General features: G+C 70.3%; 25 protein-coding genes and 1 pseudogene. 12 read left to right on the top strand and 14 right to left on the bottom strand.

Going from position 1 to position 24,812, the window contains the following annotated elements; genetic code table 11:
• Positions 1-981, bottom strand: a 981-nt coding sequence (locus tag E8D38_RS23085; protein WP_181179373.1) for a HAMP domain-containing protein, incomplete at its 3' end; no start/stop codon positions are given.
• A gap of 151 nt (positions 982-1,132) precedes the next feature.
• A complete protein-coding gene (locus E8D38_RS23080; protein WP_246099619.1) occupies positions 1,133-2,296 on the bottom strand; it encodes an AI-2E family transporter in 1,164 nt (387 codons plus the stop codon).
• 215 nt (positions 2,297-2,511) lie between these two features.
• Here E8D38_RS23080 and E8D38_RS23075 point away from each other — a divergent pair, with 215 nt between their 5' ends.
• Both E8D38_RS23075 and cynS read left to right on the top strand, forming a co-directional pair.
• Positions 2,512-3,018, top strand: a complete 507-nt coding sequence (locus tag E8D38_RS23075) for a hypothetical protein (RefSeq protein WP_140636069.1) — start codon at positions 2,512-2,514, stop codon at positions 3,016-3,018.
• Positions 3,019-3,155: 137 nt separating this feature from the next.
• Positions 3,156-3,603 (top strand): annotated as a pseudogene (gene cynS, locus E8D38_RS23070) (cyanase).
• Positions 3,604-3,621: 18 nt separating this feature from the next.
• On the opposite strand, the gene E8D38_RS29390 reads toward cynS, so the two are convergent.
• Positions 3,622-4,389, bottom strand: coding sequence for a Rossmann-fold NAD(P)-binding domain-containing protein (locus tag E8D38_RS29390; protein WP_140636067.1), 768 nt, complete (start codon positions 4,387-4,389; stop codon positions 3,622-3,624).
• 365 nt (positions 4,390-4,754) lie between these two features.
• On the opposite strand from E8D38_RS29390, the gene E8D38_RS23060 reads away from it, so the two are divergent.
• The 4 genes from E8D38_RS23060 to E8D38_RS23045 all read left to right on the top strand — a co-directional run bounded on the left by E8D38_RS23060 (position 4,755) and on the right by E8D38_RS23045 (position 8,278).
• Entirely contained in the window at positions 4,755-4,979 is a 225-nt protein-coding gene (locus E8D38_RS23060) for a hypothetical protein (RefSeq protein WP_140636065.1), read from the top strand.
• A 24-nt stretch (positions 4,980-5,003) separates the two neighbouring features.
• Entirely contained in the window at positions 5,004-5,351 is a 348-nt protein-coding gene (locus tag E8D38_RS23055; protein WP_140636063.1) for a hypothetical protein, read from the top strand.
• A gap of 113 nt (positions 5,352-5,464) precedes the next feature.
• Positions 5,465-6,226 carry a response regulator gene (locus E8D38_RS23050; protein WP_140636061.1) on the top strand — a complete coding sequence of 254 codons (762 nt, stop codon included), beginning with the start codon at positions 5,465-5,467 and terminating at the stop codon, positions 6,224-6,226.
• A 3-nt stretch (positions 6,227-6,229) separates the two neighbouring features.
• A complete protein-coding gene (locus E8D38_RS23045) occupies positions 6,230-8,278 on the top strand; it encodes a PAS domain S-box protein (RefSeq protein WP_140636059.1) in 2,049 nt (682 codons plus the stop codon).
• Between the two features lie 19 nt (positions 8,279-8,297).
• Here the strand turns inward: E8D38_RS23045 and E8D38_RS23040 are convergent, their stop codons facing one another.
• Positions 8,298-9,104, bottom strand: coding sequence for a Crp/Fnr family transcriptional regulator (locus E8D38_RS23040; RefSeq protein WP_140636057.1), 807 nt, complete (start codon positions 9,102-9,104; stop codon positions 8,298-8,300).
• Between the two features lie 236 nt (positions 9,105-9,340).
• On the opposite strand from E8D38_RS23040, the gene E8D38_RS23035 reads away from it, so the two are divergent.
• Positions 9,341-10,168, top strand: a complete 828-nt coding sequence (locus E8D38_RS23035) for an AraC family transcriptional regulator (protein ID WP_140636055.1) — start codon at positions 9,341-9,343, stop codon at positions 10,166-10,168.
• Between the two features lie 41 nt (positions 10,169-10,209).
• On the top strand, positions 10,210-11,037 hold the full coding sequence (locus E8D38_RS23030; protein ID WP_140636053.1) for a methyltransferase domain-containing protein: 828 nt from the start codon (positions 10,210-10,212) through the stop codon (positions 11,035-11,037).
• Here the strand turns inward: E8D38_RS23030 and E8D38_RS23025 are convergent.
• The 3 genes from E8D38_RS23025 to E8D38_RS23015 are packed head-to-tail and all read right to left on the bottom strand — an operon-like array spanning position 11,018 to position 12,224.
• A complete protein-coding gene (locus E8D38_RS23025; RefSeq protein ID WP_140636051.1) occupies positions 11,018-11,548 on the bottom strand; it encodes a Clp protease N-terminal domain-containing protein in 531 nt (176 codons plus the stop codon). The two genes, E8D38_RS23030 and E8D38_RS23025, sit on opposite strands and share 20 nt — an antisense overlap.
• Before the next feature lie 25 nt (positions 11,549-11,573).
• The gene (locus tag E8D38_RS23020) at positions 11,574-11,792 is read right to left on the bottom strand and encodes a helix-turn-helix domain-containing protein (RefSeq protein ID WP_140636049.1); all 219 of its coding nucleotides are present in this window, start codon (positions 11,790-11,792) and stop codon (positions 11,574-11,576) included.
• A 9-nt stretch (positions 11,793-11,801) separates the two neighbouring features.
• A complete protein-coding gene (locus E8D38_RS23015) occupies positions 11,802-12,224 on the bottom strand; it encodes a YciI family protein (RefSeq protein WP_140636047.1) in 423 nt (140 codons plus the stop codon).
• 82 nt (positions 12,225-12,306) lie between these two features.
• On the opposite strand from E8D38_RS23015, the gene E8D38_RS23010 reads away from it, so the two are divergent.
• The 3 genes from E8D38_RS23010 (at position 12,307) to mnmC (ending at position 16,674) form a co-directional block, all read left to right on the top strand.
• On the top strand, positions 12,307-13,530 hold the full coding sequence (locus E8D38_RS23010; RefSeq protein ID WP_219851842.1) for a lanthionine synthetase C family protein: 1,224 nt from the start codon (positions 12,307-12,309) through the stop codon (positions 13,528-13,530).
• Between the two features lie 223 nt (positions 13,531-13,753).
• Positions 13,754-14,686, top strand: coding sequence for a heme-dependent oxidative N-demethylase subunit alpha family protein (locus tag E8D38_RS23005; RefSeq protein WP_140636043.1), 933 nt, complete (start codon positions 13,754-13,756; stop codon positions 14,684-14,686).
• Positions 14,683-16,674, top strand: coding sequence for a bifunctional tRNA (5-methylaminomethyl-2-thiouridine)(34)-methyltransferase MnmC2/FAD-dependent 5-carboxymethylaminomethyl-2-thiouridine(34) oxidoreductase MnmC1 (gene mnmC, locus E8D38_RS23000; protein WP_140636041.1), 1,992 nt, complete (start codon positions 14,683-14,685; stop codon positions 16,672-16,674). The genes E8D38_RS23005 and mnmC overlap by 4 nt, the downstream gene beginning before the upstream one ends.
• Here mnmC and E8D38_RS22995 read toward each other — a convergent pair.
• Genes E8D38_RS22995 through E8D38_RS22965 form a run of 7 tightly spaced genes read right to left on the bottom strand, consistent with a single transcriptional unit; the run spans position 16,659 to position 23,797 of the window.
• Positions 16,659-17,849, bottom strand: coding sequence for an MFS transporter (locus E8D38_RS22995; RefSeq protein WP_140636073.1), 1,191 nt, complete (start codon positions 17,847-17,849; stop codon positions 16,659-16,661). The genes mnmC and E8D38_RS22995 overlap by 16 nt on opposite strands.
• 16 nt (positions 17,850-17,865) lie before the next feature.
• The gene (locus E8D38_RS22990; protein WP_140636039.1) at positions 17,866-19,323 is read right to left on the bottom strand and encodes a DNA recombination protein RmuC; all 1,458 of its coding nucleotides are present in this window, start codon (positions 19,321-19,323) and stop codon (positions 17,866-17,868) included.
• Between the two features lie 25 nt (positions 19,324-19,348).
• Entirely contained in the window at positions 19,349-20,341 is a 993-nt protein-coding gene (locus tag E8D38_RS22985; protein ID WP_140636037.1) for a 2-hydroxyacid dehydrogenase, read from the bottom strand.
• Positions 20,342-20,352: 11 nt separating this feature from the next.
• On the bottom strand, positions 20,353-21,705 hold the full coding sequence (locus E8D38_RS22980; protein ID WP_140636035.1) for a sodium:proton antiporter: 1,353 nt from the start codon (positions 21,703-21,705) through the stop codon (positions 20,353-20,355).
• Positions 21,706-21,717: 12 nt separating this feature from the next.
• Positions 21,718-22,422: a nitroreductase gene (locus E8D38_RS22975; protein ID WP_140636033.1), complete on the bottom strand. Its 705-nt coding sequence runs from the start codon at positions 22,420-22,422 to the stop codon at positions 21,718-21,720.
• Positions 22,419-22,856 (bottom strand): acyl-CoA thioesterase, encoded by a 438-nt coding sequence (locus tag E8D38_RS22970; RefSeq protein ID WP_140636031.1) that lies wholly within the window; start codon positions 22,854-22,856, stop codon positions 22,419-22,421. Before E8D38_RS22970 ends, E8D38_RS22975 begins: the two co-directional genes overlap by 4 nt.
• Complete coding sequence (locus E8D38_RS22965; protein WP_140636029.1) at positions 22,853-23,797, bottom strand: histone deacetylase family protein; 945 nt, start codon at positions 23,795-23,797, stop codon at positions 22,853-22,855. The genes E8D38_RS22970 and E8D38_RS22965 overlap by 4 nt, the downstream gene beginning before the upstream one ends.
• A gap of 234 nt (positions 23,798-24,031) precedes the next feature.
• Here E8D38_RS22965 and phaP point away from each other — a divergent pair, with 234 nt between their 5' ends.
• Entirely contained in the window at positions 24,032-24,589 is a 558-nt protein-coding gene (phaP, locus tag E8D38_RS22960) for a TIGR01841 family phasin (RefSeq protein ID WP_140636027.1), read from the top strand.
• Positions 24,590-24,812 lie beyond the last annotated feature (223 nt).

Raw genomic sequence — 24,812 nt, 5'->3', positions numbered from 1 at the left:
CTCGCCCTTCACGTCCACCGTGATCTTCTTGGACAGGTCGCCCGCCGCCACCGCCTTGGTCACGTCGGCGATGTTGCGCACCTGCGAGGTCAGGTTGCCGGCCATCGAGTTCACCGAGTCGGTGAGGTCCTTCCAGGTACCCGACACACCCTCCACCCGTGCCTGGCCGCCCAGGCTGCCCTCGGTGCCCACTTCGCGCGCCACGCGCGTCACTTCGGAAGCAAACGAGCGCAGCTGGTCCACCATGGTGTTGATGGTGTTCTTCAGCGTGAGGAACTCGCCCTTCACGTCGACGTCGATCTTCTTGGACAGGTCGCCCTTGGCCACTGCGGTGGTCACGTCGGCGATGTTGCGCACCTGGTCGGTCAGGTTGCCGGCCATCGAGTTCACCGAGTCGGTCAGGTCCTTCCAGGTGCCGGCCACGCCCTTCACCTTGGCCTGGCCGCCGAGCTTGCCTTCGGTGCCCACCTCGCGAGCGACGCGGGTCACCTCGGCCGAGAAGTTGCCCAGCTGCTCGACCATCTTGTTGATGGTCTTGGCCGTGCGCAGGAACTCGCCCTCAAGGGGCCGCCCTTCCACCTCGAGCGCCATGCTCTTGGACAGGTCGCCCTGGGCCACCGCGCCGATCACCCGTGCCACTTCGCTGGTGGGGTGCACCAGGTCGTCGATCAGCGAGTTGACGCACTCGATGGCCTCGCCCCAGAAGCCCGGCGCCTGCAGCAGCGCCCCGCGCTGCTTCAACTTGCCTTCCTTGCCCACCACCTGCTGCAGCCGGGCCAGCTCGAGCGCCATGCCGGCATTGAGCTCGACCACCTCGTTGAACACCTCGGCCACCTTGCCGGCCAGCCCCGGCCAGTGCAGCGGCATGCGCACCTCGGCGTCGCCCTTGCGCAACCGGGTCAGGGCGGCCAGCAGCACGGCGAGTTGCTGGTCCTGCGGCGACGGCGCGGCAGCGACGGTCGGGTCTTCGAGCACTCTCATGGTTTCCCCCAGCGCGCCTCACGCGCGCGTGATCTGTCTGATGCGTCTGCCGCGAGTAAGGGTTGCCAGGCGGCCGCCGGCTTGCGGCAAAAACTACCTCCGCACTGGCGCTCCAACCAGTCCCCAGTTCGCTGCACGGGCCTCACCGGCCTCACTCTCCGAGCAGTTCTCCCACGGCACGAAGGTCGTCGACGCGTTCGCACGCGGCTTTCACGACCATCAGGATGGGAACGCCCAGCAGCAGGCCCCACACGCCCCATAGCCAACCCCATGCCAGCACGCCGATGAACACCGCCACCGGGTTCATGCGGCTGGTGCGGCTGGTGAGCCAGGGCATGAGCAGGTAGCCCTCGACGAGGTTGATCACCAGCGAGGCCCCGCCCACCAGCGCCGCCATCTCGGCGCTGCCGAACTGCACGAAGGCCACCAGGGCCGCCGCCGCGGTCACCGCGATCGAGCCGACGTAGGGCACGAGGTTCAGCACCGCGGCCGCCAGCCCCCACACCGCCGCATGCTCCAGCCCGATGGCGGCGAAGGCGGCCCAGGTCGCCACGCCCACCAGCAGGCTCAGCAGCAGCTGCACCAGCAGGTAGCGCTGCATCTGGGCGCTGACCTCGTCGAGCGCCTGCAGGGTGAGCTTCTTCTTGGTGAAGGTGGAGCCGGCGATGCGCACGATCTTGCGCCGAAAGGTGTTGCCCGAGGCCAGCAGGAAGTACACGAGGAAGACGACGATCACCGCCTGTCCCATGAGACTCACCAGGCCCAGGGCGCCGGTCCAGAGGTAGTCCTTCACGCTGAACTTCGGCCGCTCCACCTGCACGCGCAGCACGCCGCGTTCGGCCGCCGGCTTGGCAGGCGACGTGGCCTGCGCGGCCGCCTGCTCGATCTGGGCGGCGGCCTGCTGCAACTTGTCGATCGCGCCTTCCGGTTCGCCGCGCTGCGGGCGCACGGCACGCCGCAGTTTCAGCGCCGCATCGGGCAGGGAGTCGATCACCTCCGCCGTCTCGTCGCTGAGCGCATAGACGGTGGTGCCGCCGGCACCCACCAGCGCCAGCAGCAGCACACCGGCGCCCAGGGCGCGCGGCACCCGCCAGGCCGCCAGGCGATCGACCACCGGCGTGAGCGCATAGCTGATCATCACGCCCAGCATCAACGGAATGAACACCGGGCTGGCCCAGCGCAGCACCACCACCAGCGCGATCACGGCCAGCACCACCAGGGCGGCGCTGCGCACGTCCACCGGCATGTGCAGGCGCACCGCTGGCGACTCTGGCACCGCTTCGCTGGCTGCCGGGGGGGCGGGCGCTTCATCCATCCATCGTCTCCACATCGCTCGTTGGCGCGCCGCCCTGCGTGCGCCCAAAGGCAACCGGCGTGCCCGAAGGCCGCGCGGAAGCACACCCTTCTAGGGGTAGACCCTAGGAGTGCCTGGCCGCTAAGGTCCCCCGGCGACTCTCACCGGCCCATGCCGGGCGGCGGTCGCGAGCGCTGTCATCACGTCATCCAGTTCAGGGAAGAAAGGAAATCGACATGGCACAGAACCAGAGCATCGTGCGTCCGTACATCGACCAGCTCATGCAGAAGAAGGTCTGGGACCCGTCGCTGATCAAGCGCATCGGCGACGAATTCGAGAGCCGCAAGGCGCTCGCCCTGGCCGGGGCGGCCGGCTGGCACGGCAGCGACGACATCCAGAGCATGGTGGGCCTCGAAGGCCGCTTCCTGTGGTCGGAGAACCCGCTGGAGGCAGCGCAGGCCACCTTCACCTTCGCCCCCGGCCACGAGGGGTACCAGGGCGCCTATCAGCTGAGCCGCATGGGCAGCACCGTGGAGAGCGGTGTGTTCTACAGCGTGCCCAACAACCCGGCCATGGGCTGGGCGGCCATCACGCTGGTACCCACCGGCAGCAGCACGCCGCGCACATCGGTGGTGGCGGGCATGTTCACCGACAACGAATGGCGCATCGAGGTGATGCTGCTCAACAAGCTGCAGCCGCACGGGCTGGTCCAGCCGGCCTTCCCGGTGGTGCGCATGCCGTAGGCGCCGCACCGGCACCCAGGCAGGGGCGAGCCGCGAAAGCGGCTCGCCTTTTCTTCTGCCCTCGGTCGTGCCGATGGCATAGCCCTTGCGAGCCGGGGCGCCGTGTGCAAACCGCGCACCACCTTGAGGAATCACGCATGGGCAGCCGTCTCGAAGTCACCGAAAAGATCATTGCCACCAAGGTGGCCAAGGGCCTCAGGTGGGCCGACGTGGCATCCCGGGTGGGCCAGAGCAAGGAATGGGTGACGGCCGCCTGCCTGGGGCAGATGACCTTCTCGGCCGAGCAGGCCGCTGTGGTGGCCGAGATCTTCGGGCTCACCGCCGAAGAGAAGCGCTGGCTGACGGTGGTGCCCTACAAGGGCTCGCTGCCGACCACCGTGCCGACCGATCCGCTGATCTACCGTTTCCACGAGCTCGTGAGCGTCTACGGCACCACGTTCAAGGAGCTGATCCACGAGGAATTCGGCGACGGCATCATGAGCGCCATCGACTTCAAGATGGACCTGCAGCGGCAACCCGACCCGAACGGTGACCGGGTGAGCATCCTGAATGTCGGGCAAGTTCCTGCCCTACAAGACGTACTGACCGACCTGCTGACCCGGCTCAGGCCACGGTGGCCACCAGCAGCGCCTGCAGCACGCGGCGCTGGTTGGCGAGTTGCGCATGAGACATCGCCTGCGCGCTGCCCCCACCGGCCATCAGCAGCCGAAGCGGCAGGCGCCCGCCCTCGCCCGGGCTGCAGACCGCCACCGCATGAGCCACCTCGGCCACGGCCGCCTGCTGCCCCGCGCCGGCGATGGACGGGGGATGCTCGGTGGTCGCCGGCTCCAGCTCGAACCCGACCTCGGCCGCCACTTTCGCCAGCGCCCGGCCTGCCGGGCTGTGCAGCTCACCGGCGAAGTGCAGGGCCAGCTGCTCCAGCGGCTGGCCGGTGAATTCCTCCAGCGTCATCAGGTCGGCGAGCACCCGGGTCGGATGGTCCAGGCCGCCGATGCCGTTGTAAACCGGGATGCCGGCATTCAGGTCGAGCTGCAGCACCTGCTGGTCGGAAAGTCCTTCGCATTCGATGGCGTCGTACAGCTGGCCCAGGAGCCCGGCGGTGTCGCGGGGGTCGCGGCGATCGGGCTGGCCCGGGTCGGTGGCACGCACGTGGGCCACCTGGGCGCCGAGTTCGGTGGCCGCACGCTGGAAGGCCGTCGCCGCCGGGGCGGAATGGTCGTCGCTGAGCAAGGCCAGGTGCTTGCCCCGCAACAGGCCGGGCACGCCCTCGCGCTGCGCCGCCCGCTTGAGTGCCTGGGCGCTGTCGATCACCGACCGCACGTCTTCGCGTGTCAGTCCGTCAAGGGACCAGAGACTGTGGTGGTTGAGCATGGCCCGAGGCTAAGCGTCCCCCTGCCGTGCCCGCCTGATGCAGATCAAGACCCGTGCTTTCGCCGGCGCCGTTCACACCACGAGCGGACGGCCGGCCGTCTTGAGCTGCGTCAAGACGGCGATCCGTGCCCCTTTCATCGATTCGAAGTGCGCGTGCGATAGCTCCCGGCACTTGCGCACGAACAATCGAACGAGTCAACATGCCGGTGCGAGTGCGCCACAGGCTGCAAACTGTTGCCCCCCGCGAATCGATGGCCTGTAAGACTCGCGCCGGCTTCATGTTGTGTGATATCAAGCCGCCCTCTGCATGCCGGCAGATGATGCGATTCAGTGCCGTCCCCACGCCTCATTCCTGGAGAACTGCCATGCCCCTTGCATCCCCCAGCGCCAGCGGCGCCCCGCCGGGCCTGGAAGAGGCCCTCGCCTGGAGCACCGAATGGCCTGCGCGCTTCGCCGAGTACCTCCTGCAGACGCAGCAACTGCAGTTGCAGGCCCTGGTCAGCTGGCAGGAAAGCGCGGCGGCCTTCCAGCGCGAACTGTGGGACCTGTGGGCCTGCCGCTGGGCGGGCGGTGCACCGATCGATGCCTGACCTCCACCCGATGGCCGTTCATCCATGAGCACGAGCAAGGACTGGATCGTGCGCCTGGGCCCCCACGAGTGGGCCCGCTTCACCTACGAGCGCGACGGCGGCCCCGAAATGCCCAGGCTGCTGGGCAGCGTGCAGCGTGGCGCCAGCATTGGTGCCCTGGCGGTGCTGCCCAGCGGTGACTACGTGCAGCTCAACGGCGACCACGAGACTCCGCTCAACGCCCGCCACGTCCGCAAGGCCATTGCCAAGGCCGAAGCGATGGCGGCGCGCCGGCCCGCGCCCCTGCCGCGCCGCGCGGCTGCGCCCGCCGCCCCTGTGGTGGTGACAGTGCGCCGCCGCCGCGTGGCGCAGCGGCCGCCCGGCGACAACTGACCGCATTGCCGGGGCCCGGCCATGCGGCAGGGCATCCGTACCCACGCTCGCTGACCCGAAGGTAAAGTGCAGGCTCCAACGCATTCGCAGTCCGTGCCGGGACGCCCTCGCCGATGAGCCTGCCTCACATCGCCGTCCTCGATGACGAACCCGACATCACGCAGCTGCTGGCCAACTACCTGCAGAGCCAGGGCTTCCGGGTGACCCAGCTGAGCACCGGCCGCACACTGCTCGACCTCATGCCCGCCGACCCGCCGCAGCTGGTGCTGCTCGACCTCGGGCTGCCCGGCGAGGACGGCTTCGCGATCGCGCGCCAGCTGCGCGAACACTGGCATTGCGGGCTGGTCATCGTGACCGGCCGCGGCGACTCGATCGACAAGGTGGTCGGCCTGGAGATCGGCGCCGACGACTACGTGACCAAGCCCTTCGACCTGCGGGAGCTGCTGGCTCGCATCAAGGCAGTGCTGCGCCGCCTCGCGCCGGCACCAGTCCAGGCGCCCGCGACCTCCGCACCCACCGCTGCGGCACCGGCCACCCCGGCCGGCAGCAAGGACGCCCGGCTACGCTTCGCCGGCTGGGAGCTCGACCCAGCCGCGCGCCGGCTGCTCGACGCGAACGGCACCGAGGTCACGCTCACGACCGGCGAGTTCGACCTGCTGCACGTGTTCGCGCGCCACGCCGGCCGCGTGCTCTCGCGCGACTTCCTGCTGGAGCAGACGCGCGGGCGCGAAGCCGGCCCATTCGACCGGACCATCGACGTGCAGGTCGGGCGCCTGCGCAGGAAGCTCGACGACAACGCCGACGAGCCGCAGATCATCAAGGCGGTGCGCGGGGCCGGCTACCTGTTCGTGCCGAGCGTCACGGTCGTGGTGTGATCCATGCCTGACGTGCTGGCACTCAACGAAGGTTCGGTCTACCGCTCGCTGTTCACCGCGTCACCCGATGCGGTGCTGCTGGTCAACGAGGCCGGCACCATCGTGCTGGCCAATCCGGCCGCGGCGCAACTGCTGGGCTACGCCGTGGACGAACTCACCGGCCTGCCGGTCGATGCGCTGGTGCCCGACAGCATCCGCCCGCGGCATGCCGCCTACCGCGAGGGCTATTCCCGCAATCCGCGCGTCAGGCCGATGGGCACGCAGATGGAGCTGGTGGCGCGCCGCAAGGACGGCAGCGAGGTCATGGTCGAGATCGCACTGAGCCCGCTGCAGGGTGAGGGCCTGCCCTACGTGGTGGCGGCGGTGCGCGACATCGGCGAGTACCCGCGTGTCAAGGAAGCCCTCAAGCGGGCCCGCTACAGCGACTACGTCGCCAAGGTCGGCCGCATGGCGGTGGACACCCGGGATCCGCAGCAGCTGCTGCAGCAGATCCCGCAAATCGCGGTCGAGGCGCTGCACGCCGATGCCTCGGTCGTGTTCCTGCTCGAACCCAGCCGGCTGGAGTTCCGCGTGGCCAGCGGCGTGGGCCTCGTCCTTGGCGAGCACGAAGGCGCGCGCGTGCCGAACCGGCCCGACACGCCGCCGGGCATCGTGGTGGCCACCGACGGGCCGCTGCTGGTGTCCGACTACTCGAGCGAGCGCCGCTTCAAGGTGCCGCAAAGCTACCTGGACGCCGGCCTCGCCAGTGCCCTGGCGGCGCCCTTGTCCGACCGCGGCGAGACCGTGGGCGTGCTGACGGTGCGCTCGAAGCAGCCGCAACGGTTCGGTGACGACGAGGTGCGCTTCCTGCAATCGCTGTCGAACCTGCTGGCAGCCAGCCTGCAGCGCGTGCGCAACGAGGAAGCGCTCAACCATGCGCAGCGGCTCGAAAGCGTCGGGCAGCTGACTGGCGGCATTGCGCACGACTTCAACAACCTCCTCACCATCATCCAGGGCAACCTGCAGGTGCTCGAGGACCATCCGGCAGTGGCGGGCGACAGCTTCGCGCCGCAGCTGGTGGGGGCCGCCACCCGCGCCAGCAGGCGCGCCGCCGAGCTCACCGGCAAGCTGCTCGCGTTTTCACGGCGGCAGGTGCTGCAGCCCACCCGCGTCAACGTACAGGCGCTGATGGAGTCACTGGCCGACATGCTGCGCCGCACGCTCGACCAGCGCATTCGCATCGCGGTCGAGATCGCCCCGGACTGCCCACCCTGCATGGCCGACCCCGGCCAGCTCGAGTCGGCGCTGCTGAACGTGGCCATCAATGCGCGCGACGCCATGCGCGAAGGCGGCGAACTGCTGTTTCGTGCGCAACCATGCATCCGCCTTCCCGCGGCGCTGCTGGCGGAGCTGCCCGACCACAGCCCGGGCGCCTATGTCGAAGTCTCGATCGGGGACACCGGCACCGGCATGTCCGAAGCGGTGAAGGAACGGGCCTTCGAGCCTTTCTTCACCACCAAGGAGGCGGGGCGCGGCACGGGCCTCGGCCTCAGCACGGTGTACGGCTTCGCCAAGCAGTCGCAGGGCGCGGTGCTGCTGGACAGCACCATCGGCCAGGGCACCCGGGTTTCGCTGTTCCTCCCGCGCCAGCGCGAGCCCGGCGACGAAAGCGGCCAGTCGGCCCTGCACGCCAACGAAGTGCCCCGCGGCCTGCGTGTGCTGCTGGTGGAAGACGAGCCGGAAGTCCGCAACGTCGTCACGAACTTCCTCAACGCTCTGGGCTGCAAGGTCACGCCGGCCACCACGGCCGAAATGGCGCTCACCAAGCTGGCGGGCGACGAGCGCTTCGATCTCCTCATGTCCGACATCGCGCTCGGAGCCGGCATGCGCGGCACCGAACTCGCCGAACTGGCGCGCCGGCGCATGCCGCAACTCGCGGTGCTGCTGATGTCGGGCTTTTCGTCCGAGCTGCTCGACCCCGGCGAGGCTTCGTCGCCGGAGCTGCTGCGCAAGCCCTTCACCCGCCAGGAGCTCACCCGGGCGATGGCCCGGGTGCTGGCGGCGCCGCGCTGAATGCGCGGGTTGCGAAGACCTACTGCAGCACCGCGCTGCCAGCCGGCGCCAGGCTGCGCTGGATGTAGGCGCACAAGGCTCGCACGTCCGGGATCTGCACCTCGCGGCGGCCCTTCTGGTTGAAGGCGATGAGCTTGTCGCGCGACAGCTTCGACAGCGCGCGGCTCACCGTCTCGAGCGTCATGCCCAGGTAGTTGCCGATCTCGGCACGCGTCATGCGCAGCGTGATCTGGTCGGTGCGCAGGCCGCGCTGCGCCAGGGACTCTGCCCAATAGCGCAGGAAGTCGGCCACCCGTGCATCGGCCGACAGCGTGCACAGCGACAGCAGCGAGTTGCGGTCGCGCGTCATCTCGAGGCTCATGGCGGTGTGCAGCATGCCCAGCAGCGGCGGGTGCTTGGCGCAGGCGGCGATCAGCGCGTCGTAGCGGATGATCCACACCTCGCCGGTGTCCATGGCCACCGCATCGCAGCCGTACTGGCCGCCGGCAATGCCGTCGAAACCCAGCCAGTCGCCCTTGAAGTGCAGACCCACCACCTGCTCGCGCCCGTCGGCCGCCAAATTGATGGTCTTGAAGAAGCCCGAGTTGATGACGTGCAGGCTCCTGAACTGCTCGCCCGAGTGATAGATCGTGTCGCCCACGTGCACCACCCGGCGCGTGATGGGCACCACGTCCTGCAGCGTGCGCAGCGTCTCGGCGATGCGGCTCGCGGTGCGCGGCGCGGGCGCCGCGTCACGCGGCTCGGCCGGCTGCGCAGTCCAGGCGGCATGCGTCGCGGTGCCGCTCGGCAGAGGGCGGAAGGCGGCCGTGGTTTCGGTGTTCAACATGTTCTGGGTCCTTGCGTGGCTCGCGCCTGTTCGATGCAGGAAGCTTAGAAAGCCGGGGACAACCGCCTGCCAATCGCCCATGTCGTTGGGTAACGCTCGGTAAACCGTTGGTAAACGGAGGGCAAGCACGGGGTGTCGCGAACCCCCTCTTCCCTCGCCAGCCGATGGAAAAAGTCACGGTCGCGGCACGCTGGTGTGCAACGATGGACCGAAATCGCAACGCCTCCTTTTCTTGCATGGCACAAGCTCCCGCCCACCGCGCCATCGTCGACGCCAGCCCATGGGCCGGCATCTTCGGCACCCGCATCGAAAGCGCGCGCCACTACGGCCGCCACTGGCATGCCACCCACGGCATCGGGCTCGTCGAGCGGGGCGGCCATCGCTCCGCCAGCGGCCGCGGCCAGGTCGATGCGATGGCCGGCGACACGATCGCCACCAACCCGGGCGAGGTGCACGACGGCCGGCCGCTGGATGCGACCTCGCGCCGCTGGCGCATGCTGTACTTCGAGCCCGGCGTGCTGGCCCGCTGGGCCGGCATCCAGGGCGAACTCGAGCTCACCCGGCCGGCCGCACGGGATCCGGTGCTCGCACGGCATCTGCTGCGGCTGTTCGGCCGCCTCGACGTCTGGCAGGCCAGCCGCACCGACCTCGGCAGGCTGGCCTGCGACGAGGCGCTGGCGCTGCTGGGCGCGGCGCTGCCGGGCCGCCTCGCCACGACGGCAACCGTGGCGCCCGAAGCGCCTGCCGACATGCGGCGCGTCCGCGACCGCCTGGCCGCCGACCTGCTGCAGCCCCCCGGCCTCGAGGAGCTGGCCGCGCTCGAGGGCCTCGGCAAGTACCAGCTGCTGCGGCGCTTCACGCAGGTCCATGGCCTGCCGCCGCATGCATGGCTGCTGCAGCAGCGGGCGGAACGCGCACGGTCCCTGATCCGCCGCGGCGTACCGCTGGTCCAGGCCGCCGCCGACGCCGGGTTTGCCGACCAGAGCCACATGACGCGGCTGTTCGTGCGCCACTTCGGCTTCACGCCGGGGGCCTGGCGCCGTGCGGCAGCCTCGCCGCAATAACGTTCAAGACCGCAGGTGCCGCGCAGGCCAGACTGCGCCGCATGCACAGCGACCACACCTCCTACGTTCACGGCTACCAGCCTCGCGAAACCGACCGCCTGCTCGACCAGGCCGGCACGCTCGAGGACCTGCTGCATGCCGACACCCGCTATCCGCCCGGCAGTCGCGTGCTCGAAGCGGGCTGCGGCGTCGGCGCGCAGACGGTGACGCTGGCGCGCCGCAGCCCGCAGGCGCATTTCACGTCGATCGACATCTCGCCGGCCTCGCTGGCCGCCGCACGGCGCCGCGTCGAGGCAGCCGGCGTGCAAGACCGCGTAGAACTGCTGCAGGCCGACCTGCTCGCCCTGCCCTTCGCCTGCCCGTCGTTCGACCATGTGTTCGTGTGCTTCGTGCTCGAGCACCTGGCGCAACCGGCCCGCGCACTCGCGGCGCTGGCCGCGCAGCTCAAGCCCGGCGGCAGCCTGACGGTGATCGAAGGCGACCACGGCACGGCGTGCTTCCACCCGGACAGCGCCGAGGCCCGCGCGGCCATCGCATGCCAGGTCGAGCTGCAGCGCCGCGCAGGCGGCAATGCGCTGATCGGGCGGCAGCTGCAGCCCCTGCTCGCCTCGGCGGGCTTCGAGGCGGTGCATGTGTCGCCGCGCTTCGTGTATGCCGACACCACCCGGCCGGCGCTGGCCGACGGCTTCACTCGCAGGACCTTCACCGCGATGATCGAAGGCGTGCGACGCGACGCAGTGGCCGCAGGACTCGCCAGCGCGGAGCGCTTCGACGCCGGGCTGCGCGACCTGCACCGCACCGCCGAGCCCGGCGGCGTGTTCTGCTACACCTTCTTCAAGGGCGTGGGGCTCAGGCCGCGCGCCGGCTGAGCGCGGCCGCTTCGTCGCCGGCCGCCCGGGCCAGCGCTTGCGGCTCGACCCCCATGGCGCGAAGTGCCCGCGCCGCCACGCCCTGCGGCATGCCAGCCACCACCGCCACCACATGGCAGCCCAGCAACGCAGCGCCCTTGTCCTCGGCGCGCAAGGCGGCCAGCCGCTGCATCACCGCCTGCCCGGACGGCGCCGCGCGGTACAGCCCGGCGGCCGGGGCCAGCGGCTCGGGCGCACCCGCCGCAGCCTCCAGGGGTTCGGGGTCCACGCCAACGCCATGCAGCGCGTCGCGGTACTGCTGTTCGACGGCCGCGCCGAGCCGGGCCGCATCCGCCCCGACCCGCTCGAAGGCCCGGTGCGCCGAGCCGTCGGGCAACTCCAGGGCCGCAAGCAGGAAATGCTCCGCCCCGGCCTCCCGCTCACCTGCGGCGAGCGCATGCCGCTCGGCCGCCTCGCACAAGGCCTTGATCGTGCCCATGTCGCGTACGCGTTGCTTGAGTCGCTCGAACATGCTGTCCTTTCCCTGCGATGCCGGTTCATTTGCGCGCAGGTGCCACGAGGCCGGCCAGCCGCTTGTGCGCCGCCTGCTTCGTGACGCCCAGCGCCTCGGCGATCTGCGACCAGGACCAGCCTTGTGCGAGCGCCTTCGCCACCGCGGCACGCTCCATCCGGTCGGCCGTGCGGCGCAGCGCGACGACGGCGGCCAGCGCTTCGGCCGGGTCGCTGGGCATGCCGCCCGGGTTTGTTGCAGACATTCGTCAACTCTAGTTGACGGCGCGGCTGCCGTCAATCAAGGTTGACGAGAGCGGCGTCTCGTTCGCAAGCCTGTAGGCACTTGCCCGTTCGGGCTCGATCGGCCGCACTTCGAAGCTCAGCCCGCAGGCGATGCAGGGGTTCTGGGCCGCCAGCGCCACCGCCTCGTCGAGGCTGGCCGCAACGAAGAACCAGTAGCCACCCACCACCTCCTTGGCCTCGGCAAACGGGCCATCGATGACGCCGCTGCGGCCGACGAGCTTGCCCTCGCGCGCCAGGCGCCGCCCCGATCGCATCCGGCCCTCGGCCACGAGGCGGTCGTGCCAGGCATAGAACTGGTCGATGGCCGCCTGGATCTGCTCGGGCGTCTTGTCGTCGTCCCAGCGGCCGCGCGACAGCACGAGGTAGTCGGAAACGGGGGTGTCATCGCTCATGGGCTGGCTCCTGTGGTGTAGGTCGATCAAGGCCCGGCGATTCTGCTGCAGGCGCCGCCCAGGTGGAGCAAACTCCCGCGCCATGCTCCACGACCCCGCACGCCACGAGCCGCTCGGCACGACGCCCTGGAACGAAGCGCGCGCGCTGGCCATGATCGAACGCATCGTGCGCGACACCGAGGCGAATTTCTCGCCCGAGCGGCACTGGCCCGTGCACCCGCGCGATGCAGACGGCGACGGCGAGCCCGATGCCCTGCCGCCCTATCACCCGCTGTACTTCGGCACCTGCGGCGTGATCTGGGCGCTGCACCACCTGCAGAGCCTGGGTGCGGTGCGCCTGGCGCGTTCATATGCGCCACGGGTGCGGCCGCTGCTGCCGCTCAATCGCGCCTGGCTGGGTGAAGAGGCTCTGCAGCAGCAAGGCTCCTACCTCATGGGCGACACCGGCATCCTGCTGCTCGACCAGGCGCTCGAGCCGTCGGCGGCCACGGCCGACCGGCTGGCCACCCTGATCGGCGGCAACCTCGACCACCCGGCGCGCGAGCTGATGTGGGGATCGCCCGGCACCATGCTGGCGGCCTTGTTCATGCACCGGCGCTTCGGCAGCGGCGATGCCCGCTGGGCGGCCCTGTACCGGCAGTCGGCACACAGGCTGCGGTCGCAGCTGCTGTGGTCCGAGGAGCACGGCTGCCACTACTGGACGCAGGACCTGTACGGCCGCCTGAGCACGTATCTCGATGCGGTGCATGGTTTCGCGGCCACCGCGGCGGTGCTGATCCAGGGTCGCGACCTGCTGGGCGACGACGAGTGGCCTGCCTGGCAATCCATCATTGAAACCACGGTGCAGCGCACCGCCACCCGCGAAGGCGGCCTGGCCAGCTGGCGCGTCTGCCTGGACACGCCGCCCGGCAGCGCACCGCGCATGCTCATGCAGTTCTGCCACGGCGCGCCCGGCTTCGTGATCTGCCTGGCCGACATGCCCGGCACCGCGCTCGATGAGCTGCTGCTGGCCGCCGGCGAAGCCACTTGGCGCGCCGGCCCGCTGGCCAAGGGCTCCAACCTCTGCCACGGCACCGGCGGCAACGGCTACGCCTTCCTGAAGCTGTATCGCCGCACGCAGGACGCTTCATGGCTGGCCCGCGCCCGGGCCTTCGCGATGCATGGCATCGAGCAGACCGAACGGGAGGCGCAGCTGCACGGGCGCATGCGCTATTCGCTGTGGACCGGCGACCCGGGCTTCGCGATCTACCTCTGGCACTGCGTGCAGGCGACGGCCGACTTCCCGACGCTGGACCGCTTCTTCTGAACGCGGCTTCCGCGCGGCGCGACCTTCCGGTTCACGTTGCGGCTGGCCGAGGCAGCCAAACTGAGAAGCACTATCAACACTTCCTGTGGACAACGATGTGAATCAGCAGTGCACAGCGCCACGCAGCCTGCGCCAATGCTCGTCTCCGGTTGCATTGCCGCCATTTGTGGCAGTTCGATGACGGCAGGCGTGCCCGGCCGAAGCGGCGACACTACGGCCGCACATGAGCCTGGACTTTTCCGCCGTCACCGCCCCGTTTCGCATGCAGCCCGGCCTGCGCCGGCTCGAAGCCGGGCAGGCGCAACTGACGCCGCTGTCGCCCGATTCACCGGTGTTCGCCGAAAAGCTCGGCGTGCTGAGCCGGCACCCCGGGCAGGCACTCGTGTCGGTCGAGCCCTTCGACGCGTCTCATGCGCTGCACGCGTTGTGCGAACAGGCGGCCGCCGAGCACCCGCAGGTCTTCGTCCAAGACGGCACCGGCCTGGCCGCGCTCCGGCTGGGCTGGCGGGTCGAGGCACGCGGTGCCGTCACGCCGCTCGCCGGTGCTCATGCGGGTGTCGGCGACTGCCTTCTCGCCCTGCCCGCGCGCCTGCGCCTTGCGGCGCTGCTGTGCCTCGCCCTGCACGAGGACTTCGCCATCGTCGACGGACGCAGCGCCACCATCCCGTGGCTTGCCGTGTGCCTGCCATCGCATTGGGCCCCGGCCGACAAGGCAGGCCGCCGCTTCGAAGCCGTGCATGCGCCGGTGGCCGAAAACGCCACCCTGCTGGCGGCCGGCCCGCACCTGATGAAGCTGGTGTGTGCGCCGCAGCGCTGGGAACGCCATGTCTGGACCGTGACGCCGCATGGGCAACACGACCAGCACCCGGCGCGCCATCCGTCGCAGGAATGGCCGGCCGATGGGAGCGCCGACGAGCTGGCCGCGCTGGCCTGGCTGCGCAGCGAACGGCAGACCTTCGTGCCGCTGCCCGCGCATGAGCAGGCCGTCTTCACCATCCGGGTGGACGTGCAGCCGCTGGCCCAGGCGGTGACCACACCGGAGCAGGCGCAGCGCCTGCATGACGCGCTGGCCAGCATGAGCGAGGCGGTGCTCGCCTACCGGCACCTCACGGCCGCCCGGACTCGCCTGCTGGCATGGCTGGCGCAGCGCTCATGAGAACCGCGCCGATCCGCCCCGCCGAGGTCGCCTTCACCGCCGAAGGCACGCCGTACTCGCCGCAGTTCGGCGACGTGTACCACTCGCAAGCCGGCGCCTGGGACCAGGCGCGGCACGTGTTCCTGGCCCGCAACGGCCTGCCGCAACGCTGGGCCGGCCGCGAGCGGTTCGTGATCCTCGAGACCGGCTTCGGCCTGGGCAACAACTTCCTCGCCACCTGGCAGGCCTGGCGCGGCGCGCCCTCGCACGCGCGCTGCGACCGGCTGGTCTTCGTGTCGATCGAGAAGCACCCGCCGGAGCGCGAAGACCTGGCCCGCGCCCTGGCCGGTTCGCCGCAGCCGGCCCTCGCGGAGGCGCTGGTGCAGGCCTGGCCGCTGCTCACGCCCGACCTGCACCGGCTGGAATTCGACGCCGGCCGGGTGCAGCTGCTGCTGGCCTTCGGCGATATCGCCGGCTGGCTGCCGGAGCTCGTGCTCGAGGCGGACGCCTTCTTCCTCGACGGCTTTTCTCCGGCGCGCAACCCGGACATGTGGCAGCCGCACGAGCTGCAGCGGCTGGGCCGCCTGGCGGCGCCCGGGGCCACCGCCGCCACCTGGAGCGTGGCCCGCGGCGTGCGAGATGCCTTGTCCGGCGCCGGCTTCGAGGTGAGCAAGGCGCCCGGCTTTGCCGGCAAGCGCGACATGACCGTCGCGCGCTTCGCACCCCGCTTCACGCCGCAGCGCGCACCCGCCGCCCTGCGCACGCCCAAGGGGCCGCGCGAAGCCCTCGTCGTGGGGGCCGGCCTCGCCGGTTGTGCCGCCGCCTGGGCGCTGGCGCGACAGGGCTGGTCCTGCCGCGTATTCGACCGCGAGCCCGCGCCTGCCATGGCCACCTCCGGCAACGAAGGCGGCCTGTTCCATGGCACCTTCCAGGGCGACGACGGGCTGCATGCCCGATGGCACCGCGCCGCCGCCCTGCGCACCGAAGCGCTGGTGCGGCCCTGGATCGCCGAGGGGCGGGTCGCCGGCAGCATCGACGGCTTCATCCGCCTGGAGGGGCGGCTTGCCGACACCGAGGCGCTCGAACAGCTGGCCGCCTCCGGCCTGCCGGCCGGCTACCTGCAGTGGCTGGACGCGGCCGCCGCAAGAGAAGCCAGCGGCCTGGCGCTGCCGCACGGCGGGTGGTTCTACCCGGGCGGCGGCTGGCTGGCGCCACGCACGCTGGCCGCGACATGGCTCGCGCAGGCCGGTGCGTCATTCGATGGCGGCCGCGACGTGTCGGCGGTTCTCCGGCAGGGCCGGCTCTGGCAGCTGCTCGATGCGGCAGGCAGCGTGCTGGCCGAGGCACCGGTGGTCGTGCTGGCCAACGCACTGAACGCGGCCGACCTGGCACTCGGCGCACAAGCCGGCGAGCCTGCTGCGCCGGTGTGGCCGGTGTCGGCGGTGCGGGGCCAAACCACGCTGCTGCCTGAACACGCGCCCGGCCTGAGGTCCGCACGGCTGCCGGTGTCCGGGGCGGGCTACGTGCTGCCGCCGCGGGACGGCTGGGTGCTGTGCGGCGCGACCTCCCAGCACCACGACCCGGACGCCCACCTGCGCGAGAGCGACCACAGTCACAACCTGCAGCGTCTCGCGGCCCTTTGCGGCAGCGCACCGGAGGTCGACGCCACATCGCTTCGCGGCCGCGTGGGCTGGCGGATGGTGGCGCCCGACCGCCTGCCGCTGGTGGGGGCCGTGCCCGACCTGGCTGCCGCCGCCAGCATGAGCCGGCTCGACCAGCCTCGTTTCGTGCCGCGCCTGGCCGACGAACACGGCGGCCTGTTCGTGCTGGCCGCGCTCGGCTCTCGCGGCATCACCACCGCCGCGCTGGCGGCCGAGGTGCTCGCCTCCTGGGTCACCGGCGCGCCGTGCCCGGTGGGTGCCGACCTGCGCGATGCGCTCGACGCGGCCCGCTTCGTGGTGCGGGAGCGCCGGCGCGGCGCCAGGCCCGGCGGTCAGGCCGACGACTGACGCTGCGGCGGCTCGCCGAGGTCGCGCTCCAGCCGCCGCGCCAGGGCACTGCCGCCGCCGGCGAAGGCCGACGCAGCCCAGAACAACGAAGCCGCCCCGGCCAGCGCGCCGACGCCGCCGAACAGGAGCGGCATCACGCTGCTGGAGGCATTGATCACCATCATGCGCAGACCCAGCGCCTCGCCCTGCCGCTCGGGCGGGGTGACCTGGTGCAGCGCCGACATCACCATCGGCTGCACCGAGCCGAGTGCAAGGCCCAGGCCCACCGAACACACGCCCATCAGCAGCGCGCTGGGCGCCAGCGGATACAGCGCGAACATGGAGGCAGTGCCGAGCATGGCGCCCATGAGCACCTGCCACTCCTTCAGCCGATGCGCGAGCACCGGGATGAGCACCCGCACCACCACCGCGGCAATGGAAAACGCGCCCAGGATGGAGCCGATGGCGGTGGCGCTCAGGCCGCGCTCATGCCCCAGCACCGGCACGACGAAGGTGTGCAGGTCCCAGCAGGCCGACAGCACCCAGTTGACCACCAGCAGGCGGCGCAGCGGCACGATGTGCATCAGGTCCCACACGCTGCGCCGCTTCGAGGCACCCGGCCCCAGCAGCGTGGAGGCGCCGGGGTCGAGCGGCTGCGGCGGCACGTAGCGCGCGCACCATGCGGTGAGCAGCGGCAGGCCGGCCATGAAGGCGAAGGCCCAGCGCACGCCTGCAGTGTCGATCAGCAGGCCGGCCACGAACGGGCCGATGAAGTTGCTCGCCGCGGGGCCGATGGCGAGCCACGAGAACACCTGCTTGAGCTCGGTGGCGTCATGGGTCAGCCGCCCCGCATAGCGCTGGATGGCCACCAGCGCGAAACAGGTGCCGCCGCCGGTCAGCACGGCGGCCGCGCACAACGCGAGGTAGTGCTGCGAGACCACTGCAGTGAGTGCGCCGGCGAGGCTCATCGCCACGCCCACCCGCACCGGCAGGTGGTAGCCATGCCGGTCTGCATACCGCCCGGCGCGCAGCGACAGCACGATGGGCGCCACCGCGAACAGCGCCAGCAGCAGGCCGACCGCGGCAGCGCCCCTGCCTTCCTTCAGCGCGGTGAGGGGCGCCGCCAGGCGCGTGCCGGACATGCAGGCATGCAGGCAGACCTGGGCGGCGATCAGCGGGACCAGGGCGCGGCGCAGCGACATCGGCCGGGCGTCAGGCCTGCGGGGTGTCGAAGATCTCGGCCTGCGGATCGAGCGGCAGCACCTTCTGCGCCTCGGCCTCGGGCAGGGCCTCCACGCTGCGCAGCTGGCGCGACATCACGCGAGTGCGCACCTCGGCGTCGTCGATGGTGCGCGCCGCCTCGTCGAGCTTCTTCTTCGTCTTGGCCAGCACGTCGCCGAACTTGCCGAACTCGGTCTTGACCGCGCCCAGCACCTTCCACACTTCGGAAGACCGGCGCTCCAGCGCCAGCGTGCGAAAGCCCATCTGCAGGCTGTTGAGCATGGCCAGCAGCGTGGTCGGGCCTGCCAGCGTGACGCGGTGGCGCTGCAGCACGTCCACCAGCCCCGGGCGGCGCAGCAGCTCGGCATACAGGCCTTCTGTCGGCACGAACAGCACCGCGAAGTCGGTGGTGTGCGGCGGCGACAGGTACTTGGCGGCGATGCTCTTCGCTTCGTTGCGGATGCGCAGCTCCAGGGCCGAAGCCGCGGCCTCGGCCTCGTCGCGGTCGGCGCGCTCCTGCGCGTCGATCAGGCGCTCGTAGTCCTCGCGGGGGAACTTGGCATCCAGCGGCAGCCACACCGGCGCGCCGTCGTCGTTGCGGCCCGGCAGGCGGATGGCGAACTCCACCCGCTCGTTGCTGCCCGGCACGGTGGCCACGTTGGTGGCGTACTGCTCGGGGGTGAACACCTGTTCCAGCAGCGCGGCGAGCTGCACTTCGCCGAACACGCCGCGCGTCTTCACGTTGGTCAGCACGCGCTTGAGGTCGCCCACGCCCTGCGCCAGCGACTGCATCTCGCCCAGGCCGCGGTGCACCTGCTCCAGCCGCTCGGCCACCTGCTTGAAACTTTCGCCCAGGCGCTGCTCCAGCGTCGCATGCAGCTTCTCGTCCACCGTCTGGCGCATCTGCTCGAGCTTCTTCTCGTTGTCGGCCGCGAGCGCGGTGAGCTTCTGCTCGACGGTGGCGCGCACCTCGGCCAGGCGGCGCTCATTGCCTTCGCCCAGGATGCGCAGCTGATCGTTGAGCGTGTCGGCAAAGCGCTTCAGGGCGGCGTCCTGCGCTTCGCGGGCGGCCTGCGATTGCTGGGTGAGGCTGCCGGTGGTGGCGCGCAGCGTGTCGGTCAGCATCTGCTGGGTGGTGGCCAGCTGGGTGCGGAAGCTGTCGATCTGCTCGTTCTGCGTGCGGGCCACGTCGCCCTGCTGGGTGAGCAGGGTCTGCTGGAAGTTGGCGAGCTGCGCGTTGAGCTCCTGGCGCGTGGTGGCGCCGCTGCGGGTGAGCTCGTCGCGCAGGTTGCGCTCGAGCGTCTGCGTGCCGCCGCGGAACTCGTTCTTGAGCTGCTCGTCGCGCTGGGCGTCCGCAGCGTCGGCGGAAGATTTCTTGAATTGCGCCGCGATCCAGACGAGCAGCACCAGGTTCAGGGCCGCAAGGGCCAGCACGATCCATTCAGTCATGCCGGCGATTGTGTCAGGGGCGCGCTTACGTCCGCAGGACTTCGGGATTCACCGGCGTGGGCGGCTTGCCGGCAGACGGCCCCTGGCCCAGCGCCGCGATCAGGTTGTCCACCGCCAGCGAAGCCATGGCGCGCCGCGTGGTCACCGAGGCGCTCGCGATGTGCGGCGTGAGCACGACGTTGGGCACCGTGAGCAGGTCCGGGTGCACACGGGGCTCGCCTTCGAAGACGTCGAGCCCCGCGGCCGCGATGCGCCGCTCGCGCAGCGCCCGGGCGAGCGCCGCGTCGTCCACCACGCCGCCGCGCGCGATGTTGGTGAGCGTGGCGGTCGGCTTCATCAGCGCCAGCTCGGCCGCACCGACCGCATGGTGCGACGCGGCCGAGTACGGCACCACGATCACCAGGTGGTCGGCCTCGCGCAGCAGCGTGTGCTTGTCGACCCAGCTGGCGCGGCAGGCGGCCTCGACGTCGCTGCCGAGCTTCGACCGGTTGTGATAGATCACCCGCATGCCGAAGCCCAGCGCGCCGCGCCGGGCGATGGCCTGGCCGATGCGGCCCATGCCCAGGATGCCGAGCGTGGCGCCGTGCACGTCGGTGCCGGTGAACATGTCGTAGCGCCATTGGGTCCACTCGCCGCGGCGCAGGTAGTGCTCGGATTCGGCGATGCGGCGGGACGCGGCCATCATCAGCGCGAAGCCGAAGTCGGCAGTGGTTTCGGTCAGCACGTCGGGCGTGTTGGTGACGATCACGCCGCGCGCGGTGCAGGCCTCCACGTCGATGTTGTTGTAGCCCACCGCCATGTTGCACACCGCTTCGAGCTCGGGGCAGGCAGCCAGCACGGCAGCGTCGATGCGTTCGCTGCCGGTCGTCACCGCGCCGCGCTTGCCCTGCAGGCGCTCGATGAGCTGCGCCGGCGTCCACACCGTGTCGCCGGGGTTGTCCTCGACCTCGAAGTGAGCGCGCAGGCGATCGACGATGTCGGGAAAGGCCGCGCGGGCCACCAGCACTCGGTCAGGCATTCGACGCTCCCTCAGCGGAACCAGATGAAGGTCATGAGTATGAACAAGGGCACCAGCACGGCGCCCGACCAGGCCATGTAGCCGAAGAAGCTCGGCATGCGCAAGCCGCGTTCCTCGGCAATGGCCTTGACCATGAGGTTGGGCGCATTGCCGATGTAGGTGTTGGCCCCCATGAACACCGAGCCGGCCGAGACCGCGGCCAGCACCGTGGCCAGCGACGTCATGAGCACCTGCGGATCGCCGCCGGCGAGGTTGAAGAACACCAGGTAGGTCGGCGCGTTGTCCAGGAAGGACGACAGCGCCCCTGAGGCCCAGAAGTACATCGACGGGATCGGCTGCCCGTCGGCCGAGGTGACCAGCGCCACGATGGGCGCGAAGGCGCCGTCCATGCCGGCCTTCAGCATGGCGAGCACCGGGATGATGGTGAGGAAGATGCCCGCGAACAGCTTGGCCACTTCGGCCATCGGCGCCCACGAGAACTGATTGGAGGCGCGCACCGACCCGGGCGTGATGGCGAGCGATATGAAGGTGATGGCCACCAGGGCCGCATCGCGCACCAGCTGCGCCAGGCCGACCTCGGTGCCGAGCAGGTGGAACGAGAGTGCCGGCTTCCAGGTGCCGCTCAGCAGCACCAGGCCCATGATGGCCAGCAGCAGCAACGCATTGGCCCCACCCTCGATGCCGAAGCTCGGCGTGTCGGGCGTCGGGTCGGTGCGCGTGACGCCTTCCCTGGCGTAGTAGCGCCTGTCGATCAGGTAGAAGATCGCCAGCAGCGCACCCACCAGCGCCAGCGTCTGCGGAAAGATGTGCGCGGCCGTCCAGAAGAAGTCCACGCCCTTCAGGAAGCCGAGGAACAGCGGCGGATCGCCCAGCGGCGTGAGCGAGCCGCCCGCGTTGGACACGATGAAGATGAAGAACACGACCACGTGCGCGCTGTGGCGCCGGTTGTCGTTGGCACGGATCAGCGGCCGGATGAGCAGCATCGACGCGCCGGTGGTGCCCATGAAGCTCGCCAGCACGGCACCCAGCGCCATGAGGCCGCAGTTGAAACCCGGGCTGCCGTGAAAGTTGCCGCGGATGTAGATGCCGCCGGCCACGGTGAACAGCGCCGTGAGCAGGATGATGAACGGCAGGTATTCGGCCAGCAGCGCATGCGCGAAGCCGTGCAGCGCGACGCCCGCGCCGAACTGCGCGGCGAACGGCAGCAGGAAGGCCAGCGCCCAGCCGGCGGTGATCTTGCCGTAGTGGTGGTGCCACACGGCCGGCGCCAGCAGCGGCATCACCGCGATGGACAGCAGCATGCCGGCGAACGGCACGCCCCACAGCGCCGACAGGCCGGCGCCACTCAGTTCGGAAGCAGCCATCTGCGCCGGGCCTCAGTCGTGGAAACGCACGAAGTTCTCGAGCGGCTCTCGTTCGGTGACGAGCTGGTTCTCGACCGCGCTGCGGTCTTCGAAGCCGAGCGCCATGCCGCACACCACCATCTCGGACCCCGGCAGCTGGAGCGCTTCGGCGATGACCCGGTGGAACTGCGTGAAGGCCGCCTGCGGGCAGGTGTCGAGCCCCCGGCCGCGAGCCGCGATCATGATGTTCTGCAGGAACATGCCGTAGTCGAGCCAGCTGCCCTGCCCCAGGATGCGATCGATGGTGAAGATCATCCCGACCGGCGCGTCGAAGAAGGTGTAGTTGCGCCCGTGCTGCGCATGCATGCGCGCCTTGTCGGTCTTGCCGATGCCGAGCAGGCCGTAGAGGTCCCAGCCGATCTTGCGGCGCCGGTCGATGTAGGGCGACACCCACCTGGTCGGGTAGTAGTCGTATTCCTGCACGTGGTCCTTGGCCACCTCGGGGTCGGAATAGGCCGCCATGATCCTCTCGGACAGCGACTCCCGTGCCGTGCCGGTGAGCACGTGGACCTTCCAGGGCTGCACGTTGGTGCCCGAGGGCGCGCGGGCTGCGACCTTCAGGATGTCCTCGATGACCGATCGCGCCACCGGCGTGGGCAGGAAGGCGCGCACGGAACGGCGCGAGGTGATGGCGGCGTCGACGGCGGCCGGGTCGAGCGGGAGGTCGTTGGTCTTCACAGCAGCACCTGCAAGGCTTGTTTCAACGGTTCGGGCAGCGGCACCGGCCGCCGCGTGGCACGGTCCACGTACACATGGATGAAGTGACCGTGGGCGGCGGTGGCGGGGGCGCCTTCGGCAAACAGCCCCACCTCGTAGCGCACGCTGGAGCGCCCCAGCTCGGCCACGCGCAGGCCGGCATCGACGGCCTGCGGGAATTCGATCGGGGCGAAGTAGTTGCAGCGCGTCTCGACCACCAGCCCGATGACCTCGCCGCGGTGGATGTCCAGCGCGCCGGCTTCGATCAGGTAGCGGTTCACCGCCGTGTCGAAGAAGCTGTAGTAGACGACGTTGTTGACGTGGCCGTAGACGTCGTTGTCCATCCAGCGGGTGGGCAGGCTGGAGAAATGGCGGTAGCGGCTGCGGTCCTGGGGCTCGGGGCGGGCGCTGGTCATGGGCGGCGATTATCGGAGGCCCACGCCTGCCAGCTCTGCCACGCCTGCGACAGCGTGCCCAGTTGCACCCCGACCGTGTCTTCGATGCGACGCCCGTAGCCGCCGGCCATGGAAAGCGCCGCCGGGACGCGCCGTGCACGCAGGGCCGCCAGCACGCGCCGGTCGCGTTCGGCCAGCCCTTCGGTGGTGAGCTTCAGGCGCCCGAGCCGGTCGCCTTCATGCGGGTCGGCGCCGGCCACGTAGAACACCAGCCCGGGTGGGCGCTGCGCCTGGCGCCGCCAGAACTGGTGCAGCCCGTCATCGAGCGCTGCGAGGTAGGCCTCGTCGCGACAGCCTTCCGGCAGGTCCACGTCCAGGTCGCTCGGCTCCTTGCGGAACGGGAAGTTCTTCTCGCAGTGCATCGAGAAGGTGAACACCGTCGGATCGTCGCGGAAGATCGCTGCCGTGCCGTTGCCCTGGTGCACGTCGAGGTCGATCACCGCCACCCGCAGCAGCTCACGGCGATGCCGGTGCCATTCGGCCTGCATCAGGCGGGCAGCCACCGCCACGTCGTTGAAGACGCAGTAGCCGCTGCCCTTGCCGGCATACGCGTGGTGGGTGCCGCCGGCCAGGTTGGCCGCCACGCCCTCGGCCAGCGCGGCACGTGCTGCGCCGATGGTGGCTCCCACCGAACGGCGGGCCCGCTCCGCCATGGCCGGCGACCAGGGAAAGCCGATCTCGCGCTGCTGCGCCGGCGTGAGCCAGCCTTCGGCCACCGCGTTCACATAGGCCGGCTCGTGGGCCAGCGCCAGTTCGCCGTCGGTGGCCGGCTGGGCCTCGTGCAGCCGCAGGCCGGGCAATTCCGCCTCCACCCGCGCCCGCAGCAAGGCGTACTTGCCCATCGGGAAGCGGTGACCCGGCGGGAGAGGCAGCACGAAGTGATCGCTGTAGAAGGCTTGCATCGGAGGGGATGAGACGGGGCCTGCGATTCTGGACCGCTGCCGGCTTTCATCGCCTGGTCACGGCCGCCGGCCAAGCTGCGCGCCGCCTGCTAGAAACAGCCGTCTAAATTTGCTGCAACGCAGCAAAAACCACTTGCAAGCCGTCGAACGGTCCCTATACTTCCGGTCATGCTGCAGCGCACAAAATGCAGCACCTAGGTAGTAGATCCCAACCAAACCTCTGGAGCCCTGCACATGCTGACTGCTGAACAACTGATCGCCGCCCACAAAGCCAACGTCGAAACCCTTTTCGGCCTCACCAACAAGGCCTTCGAAGGCGTCGAGAAGCTGGTCGAGCTGAACCTCCAGGTCGCCAAGGCCTCGCTGGGCGAGGCTTCAGACCACACCAAGGCCGTGCTGTCTGTGAAGGACGCCCAGGAACTGCTGGCCCTGCAGGCTTCGCTGCTGCAGCCCGCCGCCGAGAAGGCCGCCGCCTACAGCCGCCATGTCTATGACATCGCGGCCGCCACCAACGCCGAAGTGAACAAGGTCGCCGAGACCCAGATCGCCGAAGCCCAGAAGAAATTCCTGGCCGTGGTGGACACCGCCGTCAAGAACGCTCCTGCCGGCACCGAGAACGCCGTGGCCCTGGTGAAGTCGGCCGTGTCGGCCGCCAACAACGCCTTCGAAAGCGTGCACAAGGCTGCCAAGCAGGCTGCCGACGTGGCCGAAGCCAACTTCCAGGCCATCACCACCTCGGCGACCAAGGCCGCGACGCAAGCCGCCGCCAAGACCCGCCGCGCCACTGCCTGACGGCCGAGCGAGGTACCAGACCTTGCCGGCGGTGTGAAAACAGGAAGGGTTGAACTTTTGGCCCTGCACCACATCTGAGTAGCGTCGCCGGTTCGTCCGGCGGCCTCCCTGAAAGGTTGTCTCCTCGGTACCTCTCGAAACCCCCTTTCAAGGTACCTTCAAGCCCGGTGTTCGCACCGGGCTTTTTTCTTGGGCGCCGCCCTCAAAATGCAGCCAGGACCGT

The sequence above is a fragment of the Methylibium rhizosphaerae genome (assembly GCF_006386545.1).
Taxonomy (GTDB): domain Bacteria; phylum Pseudomonadota; class Gammaproteobacteria; order Burkholderiales; family Burkholderiaceae_C; genus Pseudorivibacter; species Pseudorivibacter rhizosphaerae.
Note: the sequence above shows the minus strand (reverse complement) of the source record. Positions and strands in the feature narration are given on the sequence as shown.

Bases quoted from the DNA above. Each gene is read 5' to 3' on its own strand.
- E8D38_RS23080 (WP_246099619.1), bottom strand. From the start codon at position 2,296: ATGGATGAAGCGCCCGCCCCCCCGGCAGCCAGCGAAGCGGTGCCAGAG.
- E8D38_RS23075 (WP_140636069.1), top strand. From the start codon at position 2,512: ATGGCACAGAACCAGAGCATCGTGCGTCCGTACATCGACCAGCTCATG.
- E8D38_RS29390 (WP_140636067.1), bottom strand. From the start codon at position 4,389: ATGCTCAACCACCACAGTCTCTGGTCCCTTGACGGACTGACACGCGAA.
- E8D38_RS23060 (WP_140636065.1), top strand. From the start codon at position 4,755: ATGCCCCTTGCATCCCCCAGCGCCAGCGGCGCCCCGCCGGGCCTGGAA.
- E8D38_RS23055 (WP_140636063.1), top strand. From the start codon at position 5,004: ATGAGCACGAGCAAGGACTGGATCGTGCGCCTGGGCCCCCACGAGTGG.
- E8D38_RS23050 (WP_140636061.1), top strand. From the start codon at position 5,465: ATGAGCCTGCCTCACATCGCCGTCCTCGATGACGAACCCGACATCACG.
- E8D38_RS23045 (WP_140636059.1), top strand. From the start codon at position 6,230: ATGCCTGACGTGCTGGCACTCAACGAAGGTTCGGTCTACCGCTCGCTG.
- E8D38_RS23040 (WP_140636057.1), bottom strand. From the start codon at position 9,104: ATGTTGAACACCGAAACCACGGCCGCCTTCCGCCCTCTGCCGAGCGGC.
- E8D38_RS23035 (WP_140636055.1), top strand. From the start codon at position 9,341: ATGGCACAAGCTCCCGCCCACCGCGCCATCGTCGACGCCAGCCCATGG.
- E8D38_RS23030 (WP_140636053.1), top strand. From the start codon at position 10,210: ATGCACAGCGACCACACCTCCTACGTTCACGGCTACCAGCCTCGCGAA.
- E8D38_RS23025 (WP_140636051.1), bottom strand. From the start codon at position 11,548: ATGTTCGAGCGACTCAAGCAACGCGTACGCGACATGGGCACGATCAAG.
- E8D38_RS23020 (WP_140636049.1), bottom strand. From the start codon at position 11,792: ATGTCTGCAACAAACCCGGGCGGCATGCCCAGCGACCCGGCCGAAGCG.
- E8D38_RS23015 (WP_140636047.1), bottom strand. From the start codon at position 12,224: ATGAGCGATGACACCCCCGTTTCCGACTACCTCGTGCTGTCGCGCGGC.
- E8D38_RS23010 (WP_219851842.1), top strand. From the start codon at position 12,307: ATGCTCCACGACCCCGCACGCCACGAGCCGCTCGGCACGACGCCCTGG.
- E8D38_RS23005 (WP_140636043.1), top strand. From the start codon at position 13,754: ATGAGCCTGGACTTTTCCGCCGTCACCGCCCCGTTTCGCATGCAGCCC.
- mnmC (WP_140636041.1), top strand. From the start codon at position 14,683: ATGAGAACCGCGCCGATCCGCCCCGCCGAGGTCGCCTTCACCGCCGAA.
- E8D38_RS22990 (WP_140636039.1), bottom strand. From the start codon at position 19,323: ATGACTGAATGGATCGTGCTGGCCCTTGCGGCCCTGAACCTGGTGCTG.
- E8D38_RS22985 (WP_140636037.1), bottom strand. From the start codon at position 20,341: ATGCCTGACCGAGTGCTGGTGGCCCGCGCGGCCTTTCCCGACATCGTC.
- E8D38_RS22980 (WP_140636035.1), bottom strand. From the start codon at position 21,705: ATGGCTGCTTCCGAACTGAGTGGCGCCGGCCTGTCGGCGCTGTGGGGC.
- E8D38_RS22970 (WP_140636031.1), bottom strand. From the start codon at position 22,856: ATGACCAGCGCCCGCCCCGAGCCCCAGGACCGCAGCCGCTACCGCCAT.
- E8D38_RS22965 (WP_140636029.1), bottom strand. From the start codon at position 23,797: ATGCAAGCCTTCTACAGCGATCACTTCGTGCTGCCTCTCCCGCCGGGT.
- phaP (WP_140636027.1), top strand. From the start codon at position 24,032: ATGCTGACTGCTGAACAACTGATCGCCGCCCACAAAGCCAACGTCGAA.